Source organism: Paenibacillus sp. FSL R5-0744, from assembly GCF_037972555.1.
GTDB lineage: Bacteria > Bacillota > Bacilli > Paenibacillales > Paenibacillaceae > Paenibacillus_AQ.
Genome location: NZ_CP150228.1, coordinates 1258847 through 1285335, shown reverse-complemented (window position 1 = coordinate 1285335; position 26489 = coordinate 1258847). Strand labels below are relative to the sequence as shown.

General features: G+C 43.8%; 27 protein-coding genes. 7 read left to right on the top strand and 20 right to left on the bottom strand.

What is annotated here, in order from left to right:
- Positions 1-187: 187 nt before the first annotated feature.
- From MKY19_RS05635 to MKY19_RS05615, 5 genes are all read right to left on the bottom strand, one after another.
- Positions 188-1273, bottom strand: coding sequence for an outer membrane lipoprotein carrier protein LolA (locus MKY19_RS05635; RefSeq protein ID WP_094872533.1), 1086 nt, complete (start codon positions 1271-1273; stop codon positions 188-190).
- Between the two features lie 234 nt (positions 1274-1507).
- Complete coding sequence (locus MKY19_RS05630; protein WP_076284026.1) at positions 1508-1681, bottom strand: aspartyl-phosphate phosphatase Spo0E family protein; 174 nt, start codon at positions 1679-1681, stop codon at positions 1508-1510.
- 122 nt (positions 1682-1803) lie between these two features.
- Complete coding sequence (locus MKY19_RS05625) at positions 1804-3204, bottom strand: helix-turn-helix transcriptional regulator (RefSeq protein ID WP_339801082.1); 1401 nt, start codon at positions 3202-3204, stop codon at positions 1804-1806.
- Between the two features lie 256 nt (positions 3205-3460).
- Positions 3461-4219 (bottom strand): DUF3600 domain-containing protein, encoded by a 759-nt coding sequence (locus tag MKY19_RS05620; protein WP_339269211.1) that lies wholly within the window; start codon positions 4217-4219, stop codon positions 3461-3463.
- Complete coding sequence (locus tag MKY19_RS05615; RefSeq protein WP_339801078.1) at positions 4206-4793, bottom strand: sigma-70 family RNA polymerase sigma factor; 588 nt, start codon at positions 4791-4793, stop codon at positions 4206-4208. The genes MKY19_RS05620 and MKY19_RS05615 overlap by 14 nt, the downstream gene beginning before the upstream one ends.
- Positions 4794-5083: 290 nt before the next feature.
- Between MKY19_RS05615 and MKY19_RS05610 the strand changes: the two genes are divergently transcribed.
- From MKY19_RS05610 to MKY19_RS05595, 4 genes are all read left to right on the top strand, one after another.
- The gene (locus MKY19_RS05610) at positions 5084-5503 is read left to right on the top strand and encodes a MarR family transcriptional regulator (RefSeq protein ID WP_076284020.1); all 420 of its coding nucleotides are present in this window, start codon (positions 5084-5086) and stop codon (positions 5501-5503) included.
- 137 nt (positions 5504-5640) lie between these two features.
- The gene (locus MKY19_RS05605; RefSeq protein ID WP_339269208.1) at positions 5641-6288 is read left to right on the top strand and encodes a hypothetical protein; all 648 of its coding nucleotides are present in this window, start codon (positions 5641-5643) and stop codon (positions 6286-6288) included.
- 103 nt (positions 6289-6391) lie between these two features.
- Entirely contained in the window at positions 6392-7525 is a 1134-nt protein-coding gene (locus MKY19_RS05600) for a copper amine oxidase N-terminal domain-containing protein (protein WP_339269205.1), read from the top strand.
- Complete coding sequence (locus MKY19_RS05595; protein ID WP_339269203.1) at positions 7522-8304, top strand: TatD family hydrolase; 783 nt, start codon at positions 7522-7524, stop codon at positions 8302-8304. The genes MKY19_RS05600 and MKY19_RS05595 overlap by 4 nt, the downstream gene beginning before the upstream one ends.
- Before the next feature lie 76 nt (positions 8305-8380).
- Here the strand turns inward: MKY19_RS05595 and MKY19_RS05590 are convergent, their stop codons facing one another.
- The 4 genes from MKY19_RS05590 to MKY19_RS05575 form a co-directional block, all read right to left on the bottom strand.
- On the bottom strand, positions 8381-8947 hold the full coding sequence (locus tag MKY19_RS05590; RefSeq protein ID WP_339801075.1) for a histidine phosphatase family protein: 567 nt from the start codon (positions 8945-8947) through the stop codon (positions 8381-8383).
- A gap of 340 nt (positions 8948-9287) precedes the next feature.
- On the bottom strand, positions 9288-10586 hold the full coding sequence (locus MKY19_RS05585; protein ID WP_339801072.1) for an MFS transporter: 1299 nt from the start codon (positions 10584-10586) through the stop codon (positions 9288-9290).
- A gap of 81 nt (positions 10587-10667) precedes the next feature.
- Complete coding sequence (locus MKY19_RS05580; RefSeq protein ID WP_339269198.1) at positions 10668-11819, bottom strand: winged helix-turn-helix domain-containing protein; 1152 nt, start codon at positions 11817-11819, stop codon at positions 10668-10670.
- Between the two features lie 145 nt (positions 11820-11964).
- A complete protein-coding gene (locus MKY19_RS05575; RefSeq protein WP_339801070.1) occupies positions 11965-12642 on the bottom strand; it encodes a DUF4309 domain-containing protein in 678 nt (225 codons plus the stop codon).
- Between the two features lie 313 nt (positions 12643-12955).
- Between MKY19_RS05575 and MKY19_RS05570 the strand changes: the two genes are divergently transcribed.
- The 3 genes from MKY19_RS05570 to MKY19_RS05560 are packed head-to-tail and all read left to right on the top strand — an operon-like array spanning position 12956 to position 16108.
- A complete protein-coding gene (locus MKY19_RS05570; protein WP_339801067.1) occupies positions 12956-13453 on the top strand; it encodes a sigma-70 family RNA polymerase sigma factor in 498 nt (165 codons plus the stop codon).
- Entirely contained in the window at positions 13450-13806 is a 357-nt protein-coding gene (locus MKY19_RS05565) for a hypothetical protein (protein WP_339245522.1), read from the top strand. The genes MKY19_RS05570 and MKY19_RS05565 overlap by 4 nt, the downstream gene beginning before the upstream one ends.
- The gene (locus tag MKY19_RS05560; RefSeq protein WP_339801063.1) at positions 13796-16108 is read left to right on the top strand and encodes a carboxypeptidase-like regulatory domain-containing protein; all 2313 of its coding nucleotides are present in this window, start codon (positions 13796-13798) and stop codon (positions 16106-16108) included. The genes MKY19_RS05565 and MKY19_RS05560 overlap by 11 nt, the downstream gene beginning before the upstream one ends.
- Positions 16109-16194: 86 nt before the next feature.
- On the opposite strand, the gene MKY19_RS05555 is transcribed toward MKY19_RS05560, so the two are convergent.
- The 11 genes from MKY19_RS05555 to MKY19_RS05505 form a co-directional block, all read right to left on the bottom strand.
- A complete protein-coding gene (locus MKY19_RS05555; protein WP_042185448.1) occupies positions 16195-17004 on the bottom strand; it encodes an SDR family NAD(P)-dependent oxidoreductase in 810 nt (269 codons plus the stop codon).
- A 46-nt stretch (positions 17005-17050) separates the two neighbouring features.
- The gene (locus MKY19_RS05550) at positions 17051-17485 is read right to left on the bottom strand and encodes a MarR family transcriptional regulator (RefSeq protein WP_042185446.1); all 435 of its coding nucleotides are present in this window, start codon (positions 17483-17485) and stop codon (positions 17051-17053) included.
- 129 nt (positions 17486-17614) lie between these two features.
- Positions 17615-18154 (bottom strand): RDD family protein, encoded by a 540-nt coding sequence (locus MKY19_RS05545; protein ID WP_339801058.1) that lies wholly within the window; start codon positions 18152-18154, stop codon positions 17615-17617.
- 211 nt (positions 18155-18365) lie between these two features.
- Positions 18366-18665, bottom strand: coding sequence for a hypothetical protein (locus MKY19_RS05540; protein ID WP_339801056.1), 300 nt, complete (start codon positions 18663-18665; stop codon positions 18366-18368).
- A gap of 149 nt (positions 18666-18814) precedes the next feature.
- Complete coding sequence (abc-f, locus tag MKY19_RS05535; RefSeq protein WP_339801053.1) at positions 18815-20665, bottom strand: ABC-F type ribosomal protection protein; 1851 nt, start codon at positions 20663-20665, stop codon at positions 18815-18817.
- Positions 20666-21047: 382 nt separating this feature from the next.
- Positions 21048-21962, bottom strand: coding sequence for a L,D-transpeptidase family protein (locus tag MKY19_RS05530; protein ID WP_256716435.1), 915 nt, complete (start codon positions 21960-21962; stop codon positions 21048-21050).
- 204 nt (positions 21963-22166) lie between these two features.
- Positions 22167-22559 carry a VOC family protein gene (locus MKY19_RS05525; RefSeq protein ID WP_339801049.1) on the bottom strand — a complete coding sequence of 131 codons (393 nt, stop codon included), beginning with the start codon at positions 22557-22559 and terminating at the stop codon, positions 22167-22169.
- A 147-nt stretch (positions 22560-22706) separates the two neighbouring features.
- Positions 22707-23405, bottom strand: coding sequence for a copper homeostasis protein CutC (locus tag MKY19_RS05520; protein ID WP_339801047.1), 699 nt, complete (start codon positions 23403-23405; stop codon positions 22707-22709).
- A 153-nt stretch (positions 23406-23558) separates the two neighbouring features.
- Positions 23559-24527 (bottom strand): sugar phosphate isomerase/epimerase, encoded by a 969-nt coding sequence (locus MKY19_RS05515; RefSeq protein ID WP_042185436.1) that lies wholly within the window; start codon positions 24525-24527, stop codon positions 23559-23561.
- Positions 24528-25259 (bottom strand): ThuA domain-containing protein, encoded by a 732-nt coding sequence (locus tag MKY19_RS05510; RefSeq protein ID WP_042124690.1) that lies wholly within the window; start codon positions 25257-25259, stop codon positions 24528-24530.
- A gap of 145 nt (positions 25260-25404) precedes the next feature.
- Positions 25405-26484 (bottom strand): Gfo/Idh/MocA family oxidoreductase, encoded by a 1080-nt coding sequence (locus MKY19_RS05505; RefSeq protein WP_042185435.1) that lies wholly within the window; start codon positions 26482-26484, stop codon positions 25405-25407.
- Positions 26485-26489: the final 5 nt, after the last annotated feature.

Here is a 26489-nt window from a genome sequence, read left to right as displayed (position 1 = left end):
AACGTCATAGCTGTAATGATCATTGTCTTAGTACTCATGGTAATGCTACGGAAGGTGGCTGTCAATGTGAGCTCAGTTATCTTTTCGCTTCAGTTCAAAGCGGCTGGAGCGCTGGCAAATATAGAAAGGCGGATACTACGTTGTAGAGGAAAGAATCCCACAAAACGCAGTATCCGCCTACTTTATATTATTTACCCGATTGTGCCTCCATAGAAGCGGCAATTTGCATCATTTCGTTAACAGGAAGATTAGCACTTGTAATTCGATATTCTATACCCTCAGACATCCAAGTCAAAGTCTGCTGCTCATCACCACTCAGAAGTCCTGCGGTAAAACCAAGATCTATCAGCGTTCCAGGAGCCAATGCTACTGCACGGTCCAATGGACGGGCTTCCATAATGGTGTATTGATAAACCCCATCATACCGGATGAGAACAGCATGATCCTTGTTCCCCTCCATTTTATGGGAGTCCTTCAACTCGACACCTGCCGGAACGTACCCCGGTTCGATAATACCAAAGTCACCCAGCTCAGCAGCGACAGGTTGCCCCTCTTGCTCCTGACCCTCAGGAACTACAACCGGATTTCCATTTTCGTCAACCTGAGCTACTGTACTTTCTGAAGCAGCACCTGTAGTCATATTCTTTTGCATATCAAAGGAATCCTTAGTGAAATCTGTATCGAATTTAAAGGTGTCAAACTTCACGTCTACAACTACCTTGGCTTCAGAATCAGAGACTTGAACCTGTTTAGGCTCATAAGTCTTTTTATCCAGCCAAATCTTCTGCCGCACAAGGGCATTGCTCTGATAATTCGCAGCTACCTCAAACACATAGTTATCTCCATCTTCCACAAATTGACGATTGTTATCTGAGACGATGCCCCGAACTAGTGTCTGATACAAATAAACCTGACCTTGATTGTCCGGCCAATCACTCTGGAAACGGAAGCTCTTATTCATACTTGGTGTAAGTACGAACACTCCCTCATCATTACGAAGCACGATCTGCGTAATATCCTTCTGTACATTCGCCAAGCTGATCCGGTAATAAGAAGGGTTCTTGTACCATACCTCTACCTTATACTCCTGCGGCTGCTCGCCGGTGAATAGGGTCATAATGCCTGAAGCTTGGTACGTTCCCTGCTTACTCTCCAACTTGTCGGCCACATTGTTCAAATCCTTGACCACGGAAGCGGCATCCTTCTTCCCGCACCCCGTCATCACCAGGGCCACGCTCATAATGATCGCGAGTACCCATATTGTCCGGCGCATGACATCATCCCCTTAACCTGTTTTGAATGCATTGATTAGTACATGTCTATGAGGGACTTGGCCGCAATATGCAGACGGGCATGACAAGCTGGGAGTTAGATTTATTTTTTAGGAACATACAAACAAAAAAAGCCCACGCATAGCGCTGGCTTTATGTTTTATACAGAAATGTAATAACATTATGTAGGTCTTATCTTTTGAATAGAGAGAAAATTATACGATCAGTTTCTTGTTTCAACTCTCATTATCACTATGTATTGCTTTATTGTACTGATTGATTAATTCATCCAACCTCATCGACTGTCTGATCACATTTGGATGTAACAATCCACCGTATTCCCTTTCCATTAAATAAAGTTTGGCTCTAGCACCCTCTATTCTCTTTTGGATAATTTCTGGATTATTCATTACACTACCTCCTCAAATTAATATACTAGAGGTATATGTCAAATTCTATATTTTACAAATAAGTGCAGTACTATAAAGAAATGATTCTAATAAATACTAGAAGGAAGGTAATAATTACGTTACTATGCACTGCTAACAACAAAGCCATTTTTCTTTTCGTTGATTCGCTGCACCTTACTAATTAGGTTTCGGTATTCTTTTTGCGTTTCTAAAGATACCGTATGACGAAGCTCTTCGAACATTCCAACACATTTTATAATACATGATTCGCTATTGATTTTTACTGAATATTCTAAACTTTCCATTATATACTTTATACTAATCTCATATTTATTTCTTCTTATATAATAAAACGCTATCTCAGCCATCAAGTTGGTATATCTATCTTCAAAGATTTGTTGATTATAGGATCTAAACTCTAGCTGATGACGGTCTTTGCAATCTGATATTTTTCCCTCAAACTGCAGAAGAATATCATCCACGTTAAATCGGTAATAATTAGCTGCTTGAAGGATTTTGAACAGACCTGAGAGGATCTCTTCCTCCCTTTGTTCAAGGTATGCCACATATTCCGGCAGCACCGTTATATCCCCTTTTAAAATTCGCAGCAAGTTAATATTAGCCCGTGCCCACTCCATGCATTGATTCATAAGCTGCAAAGCTTCTTCCGTGTCTTCCCGAATCCAGTTCATATCCATATACATGTTAACATAATGTAAAGCCCTATCATAATTTCCTAGCTCTCTATAAACTACTGAACGTAACATGTAAGAGTATTGAATATATGAGAATAGTGGTATTTCTGGTTCCTTTTGAAGCCTGCTTTTTCTGGCACGGTCGTATTTAGCATGATATTGAATTGTTGCTTTATTCCCCATTTCCTTAGCCATTGCCATTACCTTGTCCCAATGTCGTAAAGCACTATATGTATTCGCCAAATCTTTCAGCGCATCAAGCTGGTCCACCTCATCAAGCCGGTTAACAAATCCTTCAAATTGCACAGCTGCTCGCAAATTAGCATCCCGATCTTCACCCAAAGCGATCGTGAATAGCCTGTATTGGCAAAGGGCCAGCCGCTCTGAATGTTGATACTTCTCACTCTCAGCCACACTCTGATATAACATCGCTGCTGCTTTGTGCTTCCCTAGCGTAAAAAAATCTTCTGCAGTATCAAATAACGAAGGCGTATAAGATAAGCTATCCATCATGATCCCAACTACCCGTGCAATACATTCCAGCTTATCCAGCTCTGCACAGCGATATAGAAATGGCCGAAGACGTCTCCAATTCGGATTGGAGTGAACAAAACACTCATCCACATACAAATCATAGTAGCAGCCTTCTTCTAATCCCATACCTTCTGTAATCCGATCTAATTGTTGCATGGCTATCGGGCGATTCCCATTGATGATATTACTGATCGTGCCTGAATTTACCTTAGACACCTCTGCGAACTGATTGATCGTTATCCCCTGCTTCTTGAGATAGTCTGCCAGTTCTGCACGAATGGTCATCTGCTTCATGATCAAAGCCACCTTCCGCCAACATAATTCATAGATAAGCAAATAGCATTTTAATAAATATATGTCTAATTATTCCAGTGGTCAAATACTTTTTTTCTATTCCTTTTTATTATGCAATTATTCGGTGATCAATGTATAGACTTTAGATTAGTAAAAGATAAAAACCACCAGAATACAAGGTGTAATAGACCTTTTCTGATGGTTTTTCTTATGATATTACTATCAATAGTTATTCAATACATGCATTTAAATTCAACTAGGAGCTAGGTTTAATCATCATATCCAGCTTTTTAATATAAGGATCTAGCGTTTCAATTAACTTCTCTTGGTTTTGAATCTCTTCTTTCGAAAGCCGATCCATATGAACACTCCCATCTGCATCAAATACCTTAGCATCATAGCTTTGTAAATCTACGATTAATCGTTCGATCTCATCAAACTCTTTTTTAGTAAGCCTCTGTTCAGCTTTTTCAAGCAATCCATTCCAGAAAGCATCACGATCTACGGATTGCACTGATTTCTTTGATGTTTTCGCTTCATTTATTTGTTCGAAATAAGGTTCAAGCTTAGCCTGTAACTCTTTATATGCCTTCTGGTCCTTCGCACCTAACTGTTCTAGGTGAAAGACGCCTTCAGCATCGGCCATTTGTAGATTATAAGCTCCCAATTCCTCTAGTAAGGACATCAGCTTTGTGAATTCCTCTTCGTCAAAGCTTTGCTTCGCGTTTTGCAGTTTGGCTTCAAGCCTGTCATATTGTTGCTGGGTTACTCCTATCGTAGCAGCAGTTGCTGGGGATCCATACATGTTGTCTGCCAAATAATGATATCCGGCATAAGCTCCAGTAGGAATTAATAGTGCAGCCGCCATAATACTTGCCACGAGCCATTTCTTCATACGTCTTCCCCCTTGTTTGGCTACGGCCCTATTTAATATTTGCTCCTTCAGTTCCGGTGGGGCACTTATATTTCTCGCCTCTTCCTGCAGAACTGTCCGTAACTCTTCATTTAAATTCATGCAGGTCCTCCACCTTTCCCTTAAAAAGAGTATGATTGTCTGGCTTCTGACGAAGCTTCTGCAGTGCAGCGTGAATACGGGATTTCACGGTTCCGAGCGGAATACCCAGTATCGCAGCACTTTCTTCCTGTGAATATTCGTTTAAATAATGCAGAATAATCACCTGCTTCAGCTTAAATGGAAGACGACCTACACTTGCTAGCAGGCGGCGGTTAGATAACCTTTCCACAACATCACTCGTGAAATCATGCTCCAGCATTAGATCTGTTTGTCCTACTTTTTTTACCATTCGGAGATGTGTCCATCTCTTTCTTCGATAGGCATGAATTTGCCGCATGACCACTCCCATCAGCCAAGGCTTAAAGGGGCGGTTTACGTCAAATTGTTCAAGAGAACGGTGCACCTGAATGTAAATCTCCTGAACGATATCATCCACATCGGAGGTTTCGCGAACGAGGAAATGAACGGTCTGATACACATCCCGGATCGTTGCTTCATATAGCTCACCATACGCTTCACGACTGCCGGCTAGCGTAAGCGCAATGAGCTGAGAATATTCATTTGGATGTTTCATCCGTCTCAATCCCTCCTTCGGTCTTACACTATATATTGGTAAATCAAAGAGATATCGTTCGATTTATTTTAACGAATTTAACCCAGCCTTTTGAGCTGCATCAGGTTCAAGTGGTTTGACCGCCGTTATGGACCAAGCACCACGCGCTCTGGCATCACTCAAACTATCCTTTCCCGCAAAATTTACTTAGCTAAATAAATTCGCCTGTAAGAAAGAGAGAACCCCTTAACTTGACAAGCTTATTATAGCTTCTATATATTTTAGGAACTAAAGTAAATTGGAGCGTGGCTATGAGCACAGAGCAAGATAAACAATATGCTATCCATAAGGTTATGGAATCTATGGCAAATGTGCAGCAGAAATCCCAGTTCTTCATTGATATGATCACCAAGCAGGAGACCCTGACTCACAATCAGATCCTACTGCTGTTCCAGCTCAGGCTTATAGGTAGCTTGAACATTACTGACATCTCCGAACGATTCATTATTACACCAGGAGCCGCTTCCTCGATGTGCGATAAGTTGGAAGATGCCGGTCTTATCGAACGTGTGCGGACGAAGGAGGATCGCAGAGTCGTCAACATTGTCCTTACAGAACAAGGGCATCAGCGGATTCTCCATATCTTTGAAGCCTTTCCTACCTCGGATTTGGATAAAATCTCAGGAACCTTAGAACAAATAAATGTGCTAATGGATAAAATGATGAACTAAAAGCTTTTGGGTTATATATGCTGCCTGTCAGGAAACTGACGGCAGTTTTTTTATGTCCAAAATACTATATTGACTATATATTATAATAATTATATATTTTAATCATTAAAATATACTTCGAAAGGCGGCCCCTGTAAATGTCCAATGCTAATGATCTTTTTGAACGCCAGGAAATGATCGGTCCACCGCTGAAAGTAAGAGGTTCACTGACCCTCAAAGAAGATGTTCGTGCGGATAGCATCGATGTTGTCGGCCATTTAAGTGCACAGAAGAATGTTACTACCGCTAAGTTAAAAGTATCTGGTGATTGTTCGATTGGAGGTCATTGTAGAGCCGAACAGGTTATCAATCTAGGAGGTCTACGAGTTCAACACATCCAGGCACACAGACTGCAATCGTCTGGATACTTTTCTGCAGCACAAGATGCTGCACTCGAAACCTTTTATGCCGAAGGTGCTGTGAAGATTCATAGGTTAACTGCTGAATCATCCATTGAGCTACGTTTAGGAAACAGAAGCACAATCAATGTCATAAAATCTAGCGGTACCATTACTGTTAAGCCATCTTTGAAGCTAATGAATGCGCTAATCCCCTACTTCCGGAAGCTTACCTGCAAAACGATTGAAGGGACTAGCATCATGTTATATCGAACGACAGCAGATCTCGTCTGCGGTGAAGATATTGTCATCGGACCGGGTTGTTCTATTGGGGAGATCCGCTATACCAAAAGTCTAACGGTAGACCCTAAATCACAAGTTACTCGGACCGTATTTTTAAATAAATAGCAAACGTAACAACCTTGTCTCTGCTTTGTTTACAGAAAGTGACCTACTACGCGCTGATTTAATCTATACTTAAGAGGATTGGACTTAATCCTCGGAGGTAATTATGAATAAAATCATCGTAATCGGAGCTATCACGCTCTTTTTAGCCGGATGCGGAGCATCGGCATCTATAGATATGGATACAACAATGGCAATTAACCAAACACAAACTACTGAAGCACCACTGAAACTAATCGTTGATGGAGAAACCGTTCTTCCTTCTCTCCCACCTTTTTTCTCAGGTGATAAGGTCTATGTACCTGCAAAAGTACTCATGGAGTACTACTCATCTGAACAACAATGGGATAATGCTACGAAAACCTTAACCATCTCTGATGGAAGCAGTAAATATGTTTTGAAGCCAGGTAATGAGTATATGCAAGGTGACGGTTATCAAAATGAGCTGGGGGGACCTGCAATTCTACGAAATGGTATTTTTTATATTCCGGCAGACTCTCTAAACTCTCTCTCTGGTGCCACTGCGCAGCTGAATGCCTCGCAAAATGAAGTTTCCATTACATCAGGGGATGTTAGTACTACCGTAAGAACACCCAGCGAACCTCTCGCGATTGCTACAGAAAATAACCAAGTTAAGCTGTATACTGCCCTCAAAAATGGCGGTACCTACGAAGGATTTGTTGTAGAGGTGAACGGTAACAAGCATACGTTTAATTGGGAAGCACCAAGATTGTTAGGTTACACTCCTGAGATTCATTATGCCGATATAGATCAGGATGGGCAGGAAGAAGTTGTTGTCATACTGTGGCTAGGAACAGGTACGGGCTTGTCTATGCAGGAGCTTCACGTCATAAAGCCTGACCAGTGGAAAGAAATGAATATACCATCCGCGGATAAAGCTGTCTCAGCATTTGTTACCTCAAAAATCTCCAATGAAAAAGGCGATGCCTTAATTCAAATTCAGGTAAAAGGTTCAACTCCATCTATGGTTACTATGCGATATCCGGATCGTGGCGAGGATGGCAATCTTGGCGAAAAAGCCGGGATTGGTGCTGTGACTTACTACATGGTGGAAGAAGGCAAGCTGAAAGCTGAGACCAATGTTTATATCGGATTTCTGGAGAGTATTGGCACATTAACCTTTTCCTACAGATCAGGAAATGATGGAATGGAACCTGAGTCCATTCGTTTTGAGCCTCATGAGGAGTATGCCTCTTATGTGGTGGGTAAGCAGCTATGATTGATGCCCATATACATTTAGAGCAATATGAGCCTGAGGTTTCGGAACAAATGTTGAGTGAGTTTCCTAACTTGGGGATCGAAGCCCTGATTGCTGTCTCCATGAATTTAGACTCTTGCGTTCGCACTCAAAAGCTTGCCGCTACCTATCCCGGAGTGGTACGTCCAGCTTATGGTTTTCATCCAGAGCAACCCATACCGCAGAAAGCTGAGTTATCCTCTTTGCTGGAATGGATTGAGCGTCAAGCCCGGGAGGATTTCATCGCTGTAGGTGAAATTGGACTGCCTTATTATTCGCGTGCTGAAGCGCTGGAGCGCGGCGAAGCTTTTGATATGGAGCCTTACATTCAGCTTCTTGATCAGTTGCTTGAGCTTGCCGCCCGTATAGATAAACCAGTGGTCCTGCACGCTGTCTATGAGGATGCGCTGATTGCCTGTGATCTATTAGAGAAACATGGTATAAAGCGTGCCCACTTCCACTGGTTCAAGGGACCCGAAGAAGCCATTGCCCGTATGATTAAGAATGGCTACTACATCTCTTTCACCCCTGACATCCTTTATGAGACGGAGATCCAAGAGCTTGCCCGCCGCTATCCCCCAGAGCTTGTCATGGCGGAGACCGATGGTCCTTGGCCATTTGAAGGACCTTTTGCGGGTAGAGTCACGCATCCATCTATGATTTCTGATGTCGCCGCTGCTTGGGGAGTACTGCATGGCTACACTTCCAGCCAAGCAGAAGAGATACTGACTGCGAATACTAAGCGATTTTATAGCTTGTAAATAAACAAAAGGATGGTTCCTAGCGAATGCCAGGCCATCCTTTTGAATAATCACAGCTTTATCCCAATTTGGGAGTTCACAACCTCTCCACACCCATTAACGTTCCGCCTGTGAATTCCATTCTATAAATATCCGGCTTTGTAGTTTGTAGTAGAAAATCCAGATCATATTTAGCGTCAAAATAATTCATCATAAGCGTCATGACTGCACCGTGAGTGCCAATCGCAACCTTTTGCCCACTGTGTTGTTTCAGTATATCTTGCAGCACGTTAACTGATCGCTTCTGACACGCATAAATGGACTCTCCACCAACCGGAACAAAATTTGGATCAGCAAACATTGTTTCCAGTAATGGATATAGCTCCTGGTCAGGCATGATCATATTTCCATCCGAAAAATGGATTTCCCGAAGATCTTCAACACTTTGAATCTCTGCCCCTAACTCCTGCGCCAAGCCAGAAACCGTATGTATAGCCCGAAGATATGGACTTGAATAAAAGACTTCAATTCCTTCGAGACGTAATTTCTCCGTTATCTTACGGGCATCTGCCTCCCCCTTCGCTGTTAATCCACGTGTTCTCTCAGTTCCTCCGGGCAGCTTGGGTGACTCTCCATGCCTTACCATATAAATAAAAGTTGTCATTCTTCCCCCTCCTCTACCTTTACATTTCTCGTGTTCTATCCGAACTCCTTCATAAAAAAAGCCCTTACGGGCAAGAATCGATCCTAGCGAGCTAGGAAATCTCTTAATTGCACTCTATACAACTATTAAGCGTAAAAAGAGGTCTGCTGAGCAAATAAGTCTAGTTTATACAACTAAAGTTCGCCTTGAACGGTGGAACAGCATTTAATTGCAGATTCTGCAACTAAATGCTAGGTAAGCCCGCTAGGTAGTCTGTGCTACTCAAGCTTTCTAGTCTGGCTAGTTTGTCTGACCTTCACTCCCCACTTTCGCAAGCTTATTTCTGAATAAATCTGCAGCCTCAAGTTTCCATCATTTTAACCTTCCCCGATTGCTCCGTTGAGCTATCACTTTTCTCTTTCTGCACAGGCCACAGCATGCGGCCAAATACTATCCCAAGCACACCTATCAAAGCGATTACGATACCAAAGTTTAAAAAGATTCGGCTAGGCCCAGCAGCCTGAACCAGCATTCCACCGAGGAGTGGAGCGCCTATCATAACTCCGCTAAGAATGGTACTCTGAATACCGAACACACGCCCTGTCATGTGCGGGGGAGTTTCTTTTTGTAAACAATAATTGAAGGTAATCATAAATATTCCGTTTCCGAGACCCAGTACGAATCCTAGCAGCAGTACAGGAAGGCTAGTCACGCCTGGCTGAAGCAGGCCAAGCCCTCCGACCGATACACCAATAAGTGCATAACCCGTACCTAGCTTCCAGCCGTAGCCTGTTCCCCGGTTCATTTTGTTCATGACCATGATCATCAATATTGCACCCACGCCAGTTGCCGCGACAAGCCAGCCCAGCATAGATTCCTCAGCAGGTGCGATAATTCTGAATAGACTTGTAAACTGAAAATCGATCATCTGAATAGCTAACGCACCAACTAAACCGAATAGCATGCTGTTTAGCAGCAGTCTGCTGCGCAGCATAAAGCTCCAACCTTCCTTCCACATCGTGCGGAGAGAAACATGCTCCTCTGGACCCCCCTTGCTCTCTGAGCTGACTTGTCCTGCTTCACTATTTTTAACAGTAAGTAGGAGCAAGTAAGAACAGCCTCTGAGACAAGCATTGATCAAAATACACCACTGTGGCGTCAACACAGACAATGCAAAACCACCCAGCAATGGCCCAGCGATTTTGGAACCCTGATTTACGATTCCATTAAGTGAAGTGGCTTGAAGCAGCTGATCCTCTCTAACCATACTGCGGGTCATCGACTGCTGGGCAGGCACATTTAACGTCGAGATAGCAGCACGCAACATCAGTAAAGGGAGTAGCCACACCATACTGGGAGCGAAAAGAACTAGTACTGTTAACAATGCCGTTAGTAGGTCACACATCCGCATTAGCTTTAGCTTATTTAGTCGGTCAGCGGCTACCCCCGCCACGGAGCCGAGCAGAATCCCAGGTAAAGCTATGGAGACTGGAATCAAAGCCAGCATTAACGGACTAGCCTGCCAGCGGTACCCTACGAGTACTTGAATCGCCAGTGCATCGAACCAATCCCCAAAAGTAGCTGTCGCATATGCGCTGTACACACGCATATACACTTTGTTTTTTAGCAGACTCGTTCCTGCTTGTGATGAAGCATTCATCGGACATTCCTCCAAGTTACGATTAAGAACAAGAACATATGAAGCATGATCTTAATGTAACGGAGAATTGTCAGAGAATTATCAGAGAGCTGTCACGATATTCATAAGCACGTTTTCCAAGGATTGCTCCAAACGATGGAATCCCCGCTCTTCCTTCTCTTGTTCAAATAAATCTGCATATTTCTGATGCAAAGCTGACTGGGGAGAAAACTCGTTACAATAGTGAACAATTCGGTATAACGCATATATCCGCATCGGCACGAATCCTGACATCTCTAGCACCTGAAGCGCCTCATCCAATAACTGCTCTGCTTCACGCCAAGACTTGCGCCGTAGACACCACAAGCCTCTTGCAACTTTATAACTGCCGATCTCACGCAAAAAAGGTTTCTCCTGCAAAAGCACTTCAATGTCTTTCGCCATCCGCTCCAATTCCTGATCTTTTGTCCCCATCCACAAGTGTACGAGCATTTCGGAAATGGCCGTTACAGGAATGAAGTTCTCATACCCAGGCTCTTTAATCACTTCATGCGTTAGCTTTAATCGTTCTATTGCTTTTTCCGGTTGCCCGGCCAATGTGTACAAATCCAGAATATTAAGGATCTCCATTTCACGATGCTGGGGCGGCAAAAGAATCTTTTTCTCAAGGACTAGCTCACAGAACTCTAATTTCTTCTTCGGATCACCCAAAAATATATAACAGATCATCAAAGAATAGAAACGCTCTTCAATCTCAACTTCCTCTGTGTTCAGAAGCCATTCCAAATCTCCCTGCACAAAATGAATATAGATCGAATAGAACGGATCCATTTCATAACCCAAAACATCCTGTTGTCGCGCTAAGGTTAACATGGATCGTCCTTGGCCGTATTGATGATATTTTACGAATACCTCCCGCATCGTCTCTTGCATCTTTGCGTCATATGTAGTCGGATTGGTCATAGTTACTGAGGGTTCCTGCATCGTCAAACTATAGCCAAATCCACGAACAGTCTTAATATCCAAGCCTTGTAGCTTGCTAAGCTTTTTACGAAGGCGATAAATATGATCATCAACCGTTCGCTCTACTGGGTATTCTAGGGGCCATACCTTATCCAGCAGTTGTTCTCGACTAAACGTACGCCCTCTATTTTTGTACAAGAACTGAAAAAGCGTAAACTCTTTTGGGAATAATTCGATCGTTATCCCATCTCCGGTCACTTTATATTCACTTTCGATTAATTCCAGCTGCATGATAGAACCTCTCTTTCCCCCGAATCCGCTCATTGGTTACATTATATCAGCCCATCCAAGGCGTACTCCAGATTAAAAATAAACATACAAAAAGAGCAACCCGCAGATTTCTCTGCATGATTGCTCCTTGCACCCATTGCCGTTCTTATCCAGCCATATTATTAATGGAATCCTGTTCACTAAAAACAGAGATGTGACCTACCTTACCCGTCGAGTTTGGAATAATGAATTTCAACTGGAATTGATCATTGGCTTGATAAGTGTAGATCTTATCCTCGCCATTTACTTTGGTATCATCCGGCTTGCCCAGTGTGGACTCGATCTGTTTCAGTGTTAGCTCTTGCAGCGCAGCATCACTGGAACGAACATCGAAGATTAGGCTCCCTTTATTGAATCCGAATACGACATGTTCATCAGTGTAGGTAGCATAAATACCTTTTCCCGCTGACTCTTGTTGATCAGGTTTACCCCAATCAGCTTCTACCTCATCAATTAGTCCGGTATGAGCAGCATATTCAACACCGGGCACCTTGCCCTTTTTAGCAAGCTCAAGTAATTCTTGAAGTTGTTTGTCGCTATTCTGCGGATTCGCATTCGCTGTATCTTTATTAGTCTCCGTAGGGGAAGTGGTCGCTGCTGGTGCGGTTTCCGAAGGAGGGGTTGATGGGCTAACTTCTGGTTCTGCGGTTGCTGTTACCGTTTCAGTTGACGCCGTAGTTGGGGAAGCAGAATTAGCTTGCTCATTGTTCGAGCTGCATCCAGCTAATCCAATCATTCCTGTGAGCAAAATAGAAGCTGCTAAAAATTTAATCTGTACCGACATGATGTCATCTCCTTAGTAGGTTAGCTCAAAACCAGCTTGCAAAAAAATGGAACTGAAAATATAGACGATACTGAAATGAAAAAGTTTCATCAGCCAAGGAGGGCTTGGCTTGGTCTAAATATCATTTACCCAAATCTGCTGAACATCAATAAATTACGGGACATCATCTCGGGAGATACTCCCCCTTAGTAAAAATATTCCACACAAACGCAACCTTAATCCTCCAAGCCGCATCTTATTAGTAAAGGGAGGGGAGCTTCATCTGAATATTATAGAGAGAATCAAAGCAAAGGATGAGTCAGCTCTCCGCCTATTGATGGACGATTACGGCGATATGCTGCTCCGAACCGCTTGCTTACTGCTCAAAGATCGACAGAGTGCCGAAGAGGCGGTACAAGATACTTTTATTCAAGCCTATGCCAAAATGAATCAGTTGCAGGATCCGGAACGGTTAAGGGCTTGGCTCATTCGCATCGTAGTCAACCGCTGCCGCATGAAGCAACGGACTTGGAGCTGGCGTAATATTTTCCCCTCGGGTGGGTCAGAGCTACAAGCCAGCGATGATGCGGGCTTCACTGCCGGGGCAGAAGAGCTTTTTATGGTGGAATGGCATAATGTTAGACTCGCCGAGTTCATCAGGAATCTCGATTATGTATACCGCGAATGTCTGACGTTATATTACTTTCATGAGATGAGCATCCGTGAAATTTCCGAGCAATTGAATATACCGGAGAATACGATTAAATCCCGGTTAGTTAGAGGACGGACACTCTTAAAAAAGATGTTGGAGAAGGAGGGACATTTCTTATGAATACGGGGAACACGGAGAATACGAAACGCGAAGCTATCAAGCAACAGCTAGATGAAGAACTACAACCCATACACTTCGAAGGACATGAACGCGTCCTCAAGATGACCCACCCTCCAACCTTTGGAGCCCGTCTCTTGGCTTTCTGGAATAAAGAAATCGAGATCCCTGTGAAACCTATAGGCGCGATTGGTGCCATTATTCTAGTCGTATCATTGACACTGCATCAACCAGAGGTTAAACATCAACCACAACAAAACGTCCAGCAGCATCCGAACCGTGAACTTATTGAGGCTGGAGGCAATACGTACTGGAAGGATATCTATGATCAGGCGGTGAAGAGACATGCGAATTAAGATCAAAGTCAAACATCTAGTCTCATTCGTGCTACTCCCTGCCTCCCTGCTCATTCTTCTATTTAACTTTCTGCCCTCCTCAAAGGCACAAATAGAGGAAAGTCCAGCTGTTCAATCTAACCTGGCCCGTACAGAACTTCTGAAAAAGCTAGAGTCTACAACTGGCAGTAAACGTATGGAGCTTATTCAAACAAATATCATCGATAAGGAGCACGGCTACGATCCGTATAGATACGACGTAAATATTGGCCCCTCTATGAGTCAGTGGAATCATGATGAACCTAGTATTTCCGACTTGCTGTCAGAGGATAAAATCGCGTTGCTAGAGGAATACATTCTTGATGGGCCAGCGAATAATACACGTATATTTGCGGTAAAGCTGCTTGCCTACGAATATGATGCTCTTGGTCGTAGAGACGACGGAGATCAAGCGCTAAACACCGCCGCGAAACAGTTAGACAGTAATTCTAGCGTGGCAAAAGAACTGGCGCTGCTTCAAGCAGAACGTGCCCTGAATCGTGGGGATACAACAGCCGCTGAATCTATTCTTGAACAAACTACATTTCCATACGAGAATCAGAAAGATTTAGAAGCGCAAAAAGCATGGCTTACCGGGCGCCTGCTCTTCACGAAAGGCAAAGCGCAGGAAGCCCTTGCCGTAGTAACCAATGGCTTGGAGAGCTACAAAAAATACTGGCAGGATATTCATAAACAAATGAGTCTTGTCATTAGTAACTCTGATAAAGACACCGCAGACAGCGAAGCAGCGGGCTCATCATCAAGTTCAGCACCAACGATGGGCACTTCAGAAGCCGAAATGCAGCTTGAAGCGCTAATATCTGCCATTCAGTCAGCTGTAGATATGGGAAGTACCTCAACAGCTGTCGTATCTGGAACCCTAACCCGAAGCGATGGGACACCAATCTCGCGCGCAGGTATTTTTCTCCGTGCTGAAAGCGAGGTTAATCACAGCATCACAGCTGCTGAACCGTACCGAATCGTTACCGACGATGAAGGGCGTTTCGAATTCCACGGTGTAATTCCGGGCTTCTATCAATTGCAGCTTGGACTTAGCTATGATCAGATCGACGGATGGACTTGGCCTGTACAGTATGACGATTGGATTGAAGTTAAACCGGATGATAGGTTGAATGAGAGCATTGTTCTACAACCTCTGCTTGAGCTTCAGTCTCCTATTAATCAGGAGACGATAACGGGTCAATCTGTAGATTTCCACTGGAAGGCTGTTGAAGGTGCGGCTTACTATCGTTTAAGCGGTGGGGTCTCGATGGTGGGGAGCTCCTTCAGTTCGCAGATTCGGGACCATATCACGGACAATCAAGTCTCTATTCCAGTAGATGAACTCTATTACAACAGTGGTTTCTCCTACGGCAGCGGCGGAGAGGGATTTGAATCAATTGATCCTCTATCTTTTCTCATGTTCATGAATCCTGAAGCACGCTTTTCTTGGAATATCGAAGCATTTGATGCGGATGGACATCTGCTTACCCGCAGTAATGGCTACAGATTGAACGAAGACACCGTTGGTAATCTGCCCTTCTTCTATCTCAAGGAACGAGAATTAACCACAGCCGATAGACTATTGTTAAATAAGAAACCTGATCAAGCCATAGAAATGTACCAACAGAATGTTGCCGATGATCCACAGGATGCTCATGCCCTGCATATGCTTGTGAAGCTGATGCTCGCTAAATCCTCCCTGACGAAGGATGACTCATTAGAAGATCAGGCGATTCCGCTACTCCAAAAGCTCATACAGTTGCATCCTTATTCTAATTATGCCTTCACGTTGACACAGTATTATTTTGACCATAAGGACTGGAAATCTTATAACGAATTTCATTCCCGCTACAACGAGTTAAACCCAATCGAATTAAACAGTTATGTACGCTCTATAAACGCCGTAGCTCTCATGCATCAAGGCAAGCTTACAGAAGCTCGGGAGCAATTTGCTATCGCCTTAGAGCATGATGACAGCCATCGTTTTATTGGCAGCTATTTGGCGGCAGAATTATACGCTGGTGAGTCGCTTTCTTCTGTATTGACACTGGCTGAGCATTACCCTGAACACAGCTTTGGTCTTAATGGGTATCGTTGGCCACAAATGATTAAACAGCTCATAGCTGAACGAACAAAACAGCCTAACAACTTTGACCAAGAGCTGAAGGAAAAACTCGGATGGTATGTAAATAGTCAGACAGATGTTTTGAAGCAATGGATCGAAGGGGCAAAGTCCTCCGCATTGAAGACCTTTATGCAAGCTGTTCAAAAGGTAAGCTAACTTAGCCTAACTCACTTATACAAACAAAAATCCGGTCCCGCTCGATTAACACGAGCATGGACCGGATTTTTTAATTACGCATGATTTTATTTACCTTTAGCTTCCATCATGTAATTCTGGAAGTCCGTAATGCTCGGGTTGGACATATAGTGACCACCCTCTACTTCAATCGTTTGACCAGTAATGAATTTAGATTCATCCGATGCCAGGAACAACACTGTGTTTCCGATATCATCCGCTTCTCCATGGTAAGGCAGAGCGTTGAACTTCTGAAAAATATCCAGCACAGCTGGCGGCATATTTCTTGCAGCCGCAGGTGTTAAGATCAGGCCCGGAGCCACTCCGTTGCAACGAATCTTATCTTTACCATATTGTGTGGCGATGTAACGAGTTAGGTTCACAACAGCTGCCTTAGAGGAGCCATAAGCCGTGCGCAATGAGTCTCCAGCAAATGCTGACATGGAAGCTGTGTTAATGATCGAACCCCCGCCCGCTTTAATCATATGTGGAATGGCAAACCGGCTGCCTAACAGAACACTTTTGGTGTTCACATTCATCAAGCGATCCCATTCTTCCAAATCTATGTTGACGACATCTAGGTCTTTTTGCAGATTAGTTAGACCTACATTGTTAAATAAGACTGTAATTGTGCCATACTGAGCGACTGTGAAATCAACAGCTTCCTTGATCGAATCCGCTTGGGATGCATCCAGGAAAAGACCTTCCGCCTCTCCACCTTCACTTTTAATCTTAGCCGCTGCTTCTTTGGCAGCCTCTACATTAAAATCGGCGATGACAACTTTGGCTCCTTCTCTAGCCATTAAAGTAGCGGCTGATAAGCCAATACCTGAAGCGCCTCCAGTTACTAATGCAACCTTACCTTGAACTCTTCCCATATTCATACCCCTTTATAATGTGATTAAGATTCTTAGATGACTTCATTTATGTTTCAGAGCTATCAAAGCTCGTTAACAACTTTTCATAGATTTTCAAGAATTGCTGCAGTTCTTCTTCATCGAGCTTCTGAAACATTTCAGCTCGGAGCTCCTGCCCTTTTAGCTGTGCTTCCTTCAGTACATCTCTGCCTTTGTCCGTGATAGACAGCAGTACATTTCGGCGATCATCCTCGTTATATTTGCGCTCGGCCATTTCCTGCTTAATTAAGCGATTGGCAATATTCGTCATCGCCCCCGGCGTATAACCTAGCTTCTTAGCCAAAGTAGTTTGCTTCTGGGGACCCTTTTTATTCAATTCTCCCAAGACGAGAACAGGAGATATCCCAATATTGTGGTCAAAAGCATTCATCCATCGAACAATAATTTCATTCGTGAATAATTCAACTGCATGTATGAGTCTAAAAATATCTGGGTTTTCCAAGACATCCTCCTTAGATATTCATAATTATTGGCTGCTTCGAGATATATTTTAACACTAAAATATTTAATAGTAAATTATTTAACAGTAAAATACTTAATATTAAAAAAAGAATGCTTATAAAAGCATCCTTTAGATTGCGGATTTATCAACAACATAAGTACCAGCCATCATATCGTGAAGCGCCCGTTTACGGGGAGTAAATGCGACAAATAGATAATCCACAAGCATGATGAGGCCAAGTATTTTACTGAGGTCAGTAGCTAAAGGTGCCCATAAATTAAGAGTGGTGGAAATCACAGTGAGATCGTAGAGGCTTACGCCAACAACCATTGAAAAAATCGTACTAATGATTCGGAAAATATTTCGAATTAGAGCTTCCTTCAACGTTGGGATATTCCCTTGCTGATTGACAATTTTCATCTTTAAAACCAGCTTCCCAGGCGTTCCTCCAAATCTAACGATCATAAAAACATCAAACACGACGAAGAAAATATACTCAAGGATGATGGGAATCTCCGAATGCAAGGATACAGCTAATGAATTGAATATCCAGTATACAATAACCGCAGGTATCAGAATGATAAGGAGATCAAGAATAGTAGCGAGAACTCTTTTCCAAAAGCCTATGAAATCCTCCTGTTCCAAACGTTCAACCTTATAATTATCCATTTTAGGGCCTCACTCTCTATGCTTACTTTATTCATTCATCCTGATTATCCGCTCTTCAATAATGGTTTCCAGTTCCTTATTATGCTTTAGAATCACCCGTCTATCAGAAAAATTATTCGTTAATTCAACTATTCTATGTATCGCTTCCTGATCATATCCCCGATTCCATTCAAAATCATCACAGCCCCCGATGATTCTAATCCTCATAGGCTTAGCCGAGCCCGATCGGCAGGATGATAAGTCCTAGCGATACAACCATTGTGATTCTCGTAGTGAGGATCGTTAGCTTTTGATTTTTGTGCGATTTGTACCAACCTTTAAACTGAAAATGATTCCGATACAGCATAAAAAATATCAATAAATTCCCGAGCGCCATACTCCAGTTATACATAGGCTGACCAAATATAGATTGATATATAAATCTCTCTACCCCGCCTAAAATAAACAAGGTCAACACAAGCAATACACACATTCGAAGTAATTCCAATATAAAAGAGCCGAATTTTGTCATTTCTACAGCCTCCTTTTCAAAATTTTCTGTACGCAAAACATCCATATTCACCCAATTATACACTTTGACTGTGATGACTTCTAACGGAATAAAAAAACAACCCAGCCCAAGATACCTTCTATCCTGAGCTAGGTTGTGTCGGTTCTTCCCTATGAGTGTATAGTTTTTTCCTTACCCTCTATTTCCTGAATCTGCGCCCTCAGATTAACGATTTCCGCCATTAACGCTTCATTCTCCTCCTCTGTATTCCTAGTTCCGCTCTGGATCAGTTGATTCAGACGCAGCTGCAGAAGAACGAGGTCGTCCTCAAGGGCCTGTTCTTTACGGGTAAGCACTCGACTCCTATCTTTTGAGATGTATTCCTCATAGGAGCCTTGAAAAAACTTCGGTGCCTGAGTCGGTGCTAGTATTACCAAACGATTAGCTACTTTAGTGTGAAGGTACCGGTCATGTGAGACCATCACAATTCCTCCCGGATATACCCTTAGCGCTTCTTCTACTCGTTCCCTAGTGTCAATGTCCAGATAATTGGTGGGTTCATCCAGTACTAATAGGTTAGCTTTTCCAAAGTACAGTTTAAGGAAAGCTACACGACATTTCTCCCCCAGACTTAAATCACCAATTCGTTTAAAGACATCATCCCGCGAAAATAAAAAGCAGCCCAGAATCGTTCGTGCCTCCGTTTGGGTCATACCTGGCAGTTCAAGCAAACTATCCAGAATGGTGGACGACACCGCTAGATTATCGAGCTCTTGCGCAAAATAACCAACCTTCGTACGCGGATGCAGCCGCACTTCACCTTTGCTAGGTTGATGAATACCAGCAATCAGCTTCAGCAAAGAAGACTTACCGACACCATTAGGACCCAGAATAGCGAGACGATCGCCTCGATTCAATGACAAACTGAAATTTTTCAGTACAGGCGCACTACCCTTATATGCAAAATCAATCTCACGGAGTGACAGCAAAGTGTCCGCCATAAACGCTTCACTTTCAAGCTTCATCTTCAGCTTACTTGTCTCGCGTGGTAATTCCACACGGTTCTTATTTAAGCGTTCGAGTGCCGCTTCCTTCGCATGAAGACGAGATACGTTCTTCTTTGATTTCGCACGCAGGAAATCATGCTGTCCGGCAGCACGGTGTGCCTGTTGGAACCATTCGGAATACCTTCTGATGCTCTCCAGCAGCTTCTCCTTTTCCTGTTCCTGCTTCTTATATTGTCCCTCTAGCGTTCGCGCCTCTACCTCCTTCTGCTCCCGATACTGCGTATATCCACCCGAATACCGGCGACACCCCTCTGGACTAAGCTCCAGCAACGCCGTCGCCGTTCGATCGATGAACGTACGATCATGCGAAACATAAAGCACAGTTCCGGGATAGGTATGGACCCATTGTTCCAACCACTCCATCGTTTCTCCATCTAAGTGATTCGTCGGCTCATCTAGAATCAACAGCTTCGGCTGCTGGGCTAACAATGCTGCCAATTGAACACGTGTCTTTTGCCCACCGCTTAGCGATGAGTACGGCACATTCCAAACCGAACGCTCAAGTTTGAGCTGCTTCAAGCATTTTTCCGCTTTAGCCTCCCAGTCATATCCACCAAGCTGCAAGTATTGATCGTACACTTCGGCGTATTCAGTAAGTCCCGCTCCACTCTCGTCGTTCTGCTCCTGCAACCTCTGACTGAGAATTTCAAGCCGGCGCTTCAATTGGGGGAGCTCTGGCGATCCGGCGATTACGTAATCCAAGGCGGTCACTTCTTCGGACACTTCTAGCTGCTGATCCAGCACACCCCATTCCTCACGTGGCAAACCATGATAGATACTTCCCTCCTCAAAGAGGAGGCGACCGATCAGCCCCTTAAGCAATGTGGTTTTGCCGATTCCATTACGACCGAACAAGAGCACACGCTCTCCTTCTGATATCTCAAAGGACACCTTCTCGAACAACAGGGTCCCGTTCCATTCTTTACGTATATTTTTTGCTTTTATTAGGGTCATATTTCATTCCTCCGATTATATTGCAAATAAAAAACCGCAGCCAGCGGTCTGCGGTCAAATAGCGTATGATGGGGGGGGGGAAATATGCCATAACATGAATAGACTACGGCCGTGATCACCTGCTGTGTGCAGAGTAAACGAAACAATAGATCTATTCATATAAAAGCAACGTAAGACCCCCGACCGACACACGTATCCCTGACCGTTATCACCCTGAACGGGTGATCCGTGACTTGTGCATATGCACTTCACAAGCTCTATGGTCTTCTTCTAGGAAACGTGTTAGTTATTCATTAGTCGGTGGTCCTCCGTCATTGTCCGAATTGGTTTGAATGAATATAGTATATACCCATTTAAGCCAAAATTAAAAGTTCAAGAATAGTTATAAAATAATCTTTACCGACTGAGACTGTGAACTCCATTGCACCTGAATACCAAATAATTCGGGCAAGATGCTCAGCGGAATCATCAATCGACCATTTTCATTACGGGACGCTGGTATCGTAAGCGTCTTTCCATTTACAACAGCCTGATCAGATAAAGGCTGATGTGCCACCGTACGATTTCCTATCGTAATTAGCAGTGCACCTGTTCCAGCTTTGCTCTGTAAAGTTCCACCTAACAAGGCTACAGATTCTCTCAGCGGAACAAATACACGGGAGTTATCCATTAAAAAAGGATCTTTTAGCTTTGTCGTGACTCCATCCAGCTCAAAAGCTCCAGCAAACATCTTACTTCCTACGGAATACCCATTTTTAGTCGCAATACTCTCCATAGCCAGTGTGCTTGTTGTAATAATGACCCTTGTATTTTTAGCTATTTTTGGGTACAGCCAGTGGATGTCATCATTATGCATTCGAATACATCCGGCGCTGACATACTTTCCTATGGAGGACTCATTATTATTGCCGTGAATCGCATATGTGGTACCATAAGTTCCGTTCACTTCTAGCCCTAGCCAGCGGTCGCCAAGTGGATTGGCCGGATCACCCCCGGGTATTTTCTCTTTGTAATAGGGTCTGTTCTTTACTTTAACTACCATTTTGAAGCTGCCTTCAGGCGTCAGTTCCTTTGATTTTCCTGTTGCGACTGGAAAAGTCTTCACAAGCTTGCCATCACTGAAATACGCGAGTTTGTTTGTCTTTTTGTTCACGATAATCAGATCGGATCCAGCAGCAGCTTCCGCCTTTCCCACACCTGTAAAACATGCAGCGAACAGAAGTCCAAATACAAGCATCAGCTTCATGTTCCGCTGTAATAATGATTCAAACCGGCCACCCGAAACGAAAAATCCCAATTTTCTCCACCTCCATATATAAAGACGAAATCATTTCAATTTTGTTGCATACCAACCTGTACCTATTCTTTTCAACTCGTCCCCCACATTTGACGCAGAGATCGCAATACTGTAACCAAGTGAACGCACATTAAAAAAGCCGACCTTTGGATAACCAAAGATCAGCTCTATATTTTATATGCTCAGTATTTCATGATTAGACAACTAATGTTTCTTACCTGAACCAAATGCAATCACGTACCCATCCGGATCTTTAATCGCAAAATCCTTCCAGCTCCCCCAGTCTGCTTCCTGAAGATCAGGCTCTTGAACAAATTCTGCTCCTTTACCCTTTAACTCTTCATATAGCTCGTCAAGCTCAGGATGAGTCTCCACATAAGCATAGGTGTCCCATGGAGTGATCTGACCTTGTCCGGCTATATTTGGTTGAACATCTTCCGTACGAGCTGCCTGTATTAGCTTGAATCCCAGTGCAAATTCATCGCGTACCGCCCACCAATCATTCACTTCACAGCTTAACACTGTAGCGTAAAATTTCTTGGAACGCTCCAGATTGGATACTAACCTTACTTGAACCGAGAACTGTACCTTACTCACTGTGGATCATCCTCCGATTGTCATATTTGGCTTGATCAACATTTGTAAATTTAATATTCCAATTTTATAATATCATCCAATATACGGAAATTAAATCGAAATCTGCTGACAAGTTTATCGAAGAATGGAATCAATAATGACGGTAAGCTAGTGATCTTTCCTTTTATTCAGAAGGTTTCGAACAGCCTGCACGCGAAGAGGATCTATCGGCTTTAGCGCATCTCCATCTTCTCTAACGGCTGAACCGAAATGCACTCGTCGCACACCCGTTTGTTTTATAAAATCACTTAACCCGTCTGCCGTTAACCCACTGCCAGCAAGAATAGATATAGATTGCTCCGAGGTAAGCTGCTCCAGCGCAGCAAGACGTTCCGCACCTTTAGGGGCTGTATTCTCGGCTCCTGATGTTAGAATGTCAGTAATTTGAGGATAACGCATCAATATTTCTAACGCCTCAAATTGATCCCTCACTTCATCAAAAGCACGATGGAATGTCACCTCCAAACCTTTTGCAGTATGAAGCAGCCTTTGAAGTGACTCTTCGTCAATTGTTCCATCAGGGCGTAACATACCCATTACGACAGATAACCCGCCGATAGATACGATATGCTGAATATCTTGCTCCATGGTTTCTATGTCATCCTTATCATAAGAAAAGGATCTGGCATGGGGTCTAACCATTACCCTGACCGGGATAGAGACAGCATTGCGCACTTTTTCAATAAGTCCCAGACTGGGCGTCAATCCCCCTTCACTGATCCCAGTGATCAATTCAATTCGATCAGCTCCGTAACGCTCGGCCATTACTGCATCACTTAATGTTGTAGCAATAACTTCTAGTAACATTGTTGTCTCTCCTTTATTCATCTTAGAACCTTGCTTTCTGCTATTTTCTTCATCCGCACATTATCCTAACCCACATCCACATAAACACGCAAAAAAAGATCTTGATCCTCTACAAACACTAGAGAATCAAGACCTTTCGTTCTTAAACTATTCTTACGCCCACCACATACCTTGTGGTTGATCGCGAATAAGAATGGATTGCAAATTGGTTACTGCACGTTGGAAGCCTTCGTCTACCGTCATAAGAGGGTCTTCATGCTCGATGCTGACCACATAATCATAACCGTAAGTACGCAGCGCACTCATGATATCTGACCATTCAGATATGCTGTGTCCACAGCCAACGGAGCGGAAGGTCCATGCACGGGTCTGTACATCGCCGTAAGGCTGCATATCCGTCAGGCCATACATATTAATATTGTCCTGATCCAGGTACGTATCCTTGGCATGGAAGTGATGGATCGCACCAGCTTTACCAAGAATCTTGATCGCGCCTACAGGATCGATGCCTTGCCACCACAGATGGCTCGGGTCTAGATTCGCGCCGATCGCATCACAGGTTGCTTCTCTAAGCTTCAGAATCGTGTAAGGAGTATGGCAGAGGAATCCGCCGTGAAGCTCGATACCGATCTTAACGCCATGCTCCTCAGCCAACTTACCGATTTCCTTCCAGTAAGGGATTAGTTTATGCTCCCACTGCCAGGTTTTGATGTCGCTGTACACGGTAGGCCAGGGTGTAACTGGCCAGTTCGGTGCTTTTGCATCGTCGCTGTCTCCCGCGGTTCCCGAGAAAGTGTTCACTACCTTAACGCCCATTAGCGAAGCTAGCTTGATCGACTTACGCAGAATTTCGTCGCCTTCACGAGCTTCTTCTTTATCCGGCGAAATCGGGTTATTATGGCAACTGAATGCACTGATCATAATGCCACGTTTCGTGAACTTCTCCAGATATTCCTTACGAGCTGATTCGCTGGCAAGCAGCTCATCTGTTGGACAGTGGGCATTTCCGGGATTGCCTCCTGAACCGATCTCTACCGCATTCAAACCAGCAGCAGCGATTTTATCAAGCATCTCATCGAGAGTCAAACTTCCAAATACAGGATCAAATACGCCTAATTTCATTTATAATACCACCTTTTCTTTGATTGGCTCCAAAGCTTCAGAATGTCCGTAAACTGGATAATCACGCTTCGTTGGTGCACACCAGTTCACGCCATTGATGATCACTCTTTGGATTTCTTTGTTGTAATAGGTTGGATAAGATTCATGACCAGGTTGGAAATAAAAGATCTTCCCGTTCCCACGGCGATAGGTCGATCCGCTTGGGAACACATTGCCGCCTTCAAACCAGCCGACAAAAATTAGACTCTCTGGTGCTGGCACATCAAAATGTGCTCCGTACATTTCCTCTTGCTCCAAATCGATATATTCACCAATGCCCTCAGCAATCGGGTGACTTGGGTCCATGACCCAAAGACGCTCCTTCTCCCCTGCTTCACGCCACTTTAGATCACAGCTGGTGCCCATCAGCTTCATGAATATTTTGGACATATGACCCGAATGAAGCACCACTAGCCCCATGCCTTGAAGCACTCTTTGGTGAACACGATTTACAATCTCATCACTAACTTCTTGATGGGCAACATGTCCCCACCAAATCAGTACATCTGTGTTATCCAGCACTTCTTGTGTCAGTCCATGCTCCGGTTCATCCAGCGTAGCTGTCTGAGCGTCCAGTCCAGCTTCCTGAAGGAAGCTTGCCAATTGTCCGTGAATCCCTTGCGGATAGACCTTGAGAATTCTCTCTTCCTGCCGTTCATGGCGGAATTCATTCCATACCGTTACTCTGGTCACTTTGGACACACTCCTAGTTCATAGTTATCTATGTCGTTAAACTTGACTGTTTATTCAAGAAGAAACGCCGTTGTCATCCTTAGAAGATGACAAACGTTTCTCGTAGAAAAGTAAGGATTAAGTATAACGTGGAACTTATACTTTCTTACTTTTCAAAAAATACAGGCATGCCAGTTTCAGAGGATTTATAAATAGCCTCCAAGATGCGGGTAACAACGAGCGCCTGCTCTGGCTTCACTACAGGCTCGGTGTCATTGACGATGCTTTCGATCCACTGAGTAGCCTCAGTCAATGCAGGATCATCTCCCGCGCCATCATAAAAGTCAACGCCACCGGCTTCCAGGCTGATATGCTTCTCGAATGTCTTGCCGTATTCTTCTCCGTTAATGCGCAGACCGTTTTCCATATCCGCTCCACCTTCAGTACCGCAAAGCACAGTTTTAGCTTCACCAACATCAAGGGTATTCAGCGCCCAGCTTGCTTCGAGAACGATGCTAGCTCCATTCTCCATAGTAATGAATCCAATGGCGGAATCCTCAACTGTAAATTTCTCAGGATCCCACGGGCCCCAAGCGTTCGCAGCGTTTTTACGACCGGACAGCTTATGATAAGCGTTACCGACAACATATTTTGGTTTGTAGTTATCCATCATCCAAAGAGTCAAATCAAGGGCATGAGTACCGATATCAATCAATGGACCTCCGCCTTGCGCTTCCTCGTCCAGAAACACGCCCCACGTTGGAACGGCACGACGACGGATCGCCTTAGCTTTAGCATAATAAATCTCTCCAAGACCATCATTCTCGCATACCGTATGCAGATAAGCTGAATCTGGTCTGAAACGGTTTTGGTAACCGATGGTCAGCTTCTTCCCAGTTCGTTTTGAAGCATCGATCATTGCTTGCGCTTCTGCTGTGGTCTTAGCCATCGGCTTTTCACACATTACATGCTTGCCTGCCTCCATTGCCGCAATGGAAATCTCTGCATGAGAAATGTTTGGTGTACATACATGAATTACATCTATACTTGCATCTTTAAGAAGCTCTTTATAATCTGTGTAGACCACGGAGCCCTCATCCCCAAACTCCGCTTTTGCCTTCTCAGCACGCTCTGGAACGATATCGCAAAAAGCAACCATTCGAGCACCTTCCACTTTTGATAGCGCTGGCATATGTTTGCCGTTTGCAATGCCTCCGCAGCCGATAATTCCTACTGTTAATGTCATTTTTA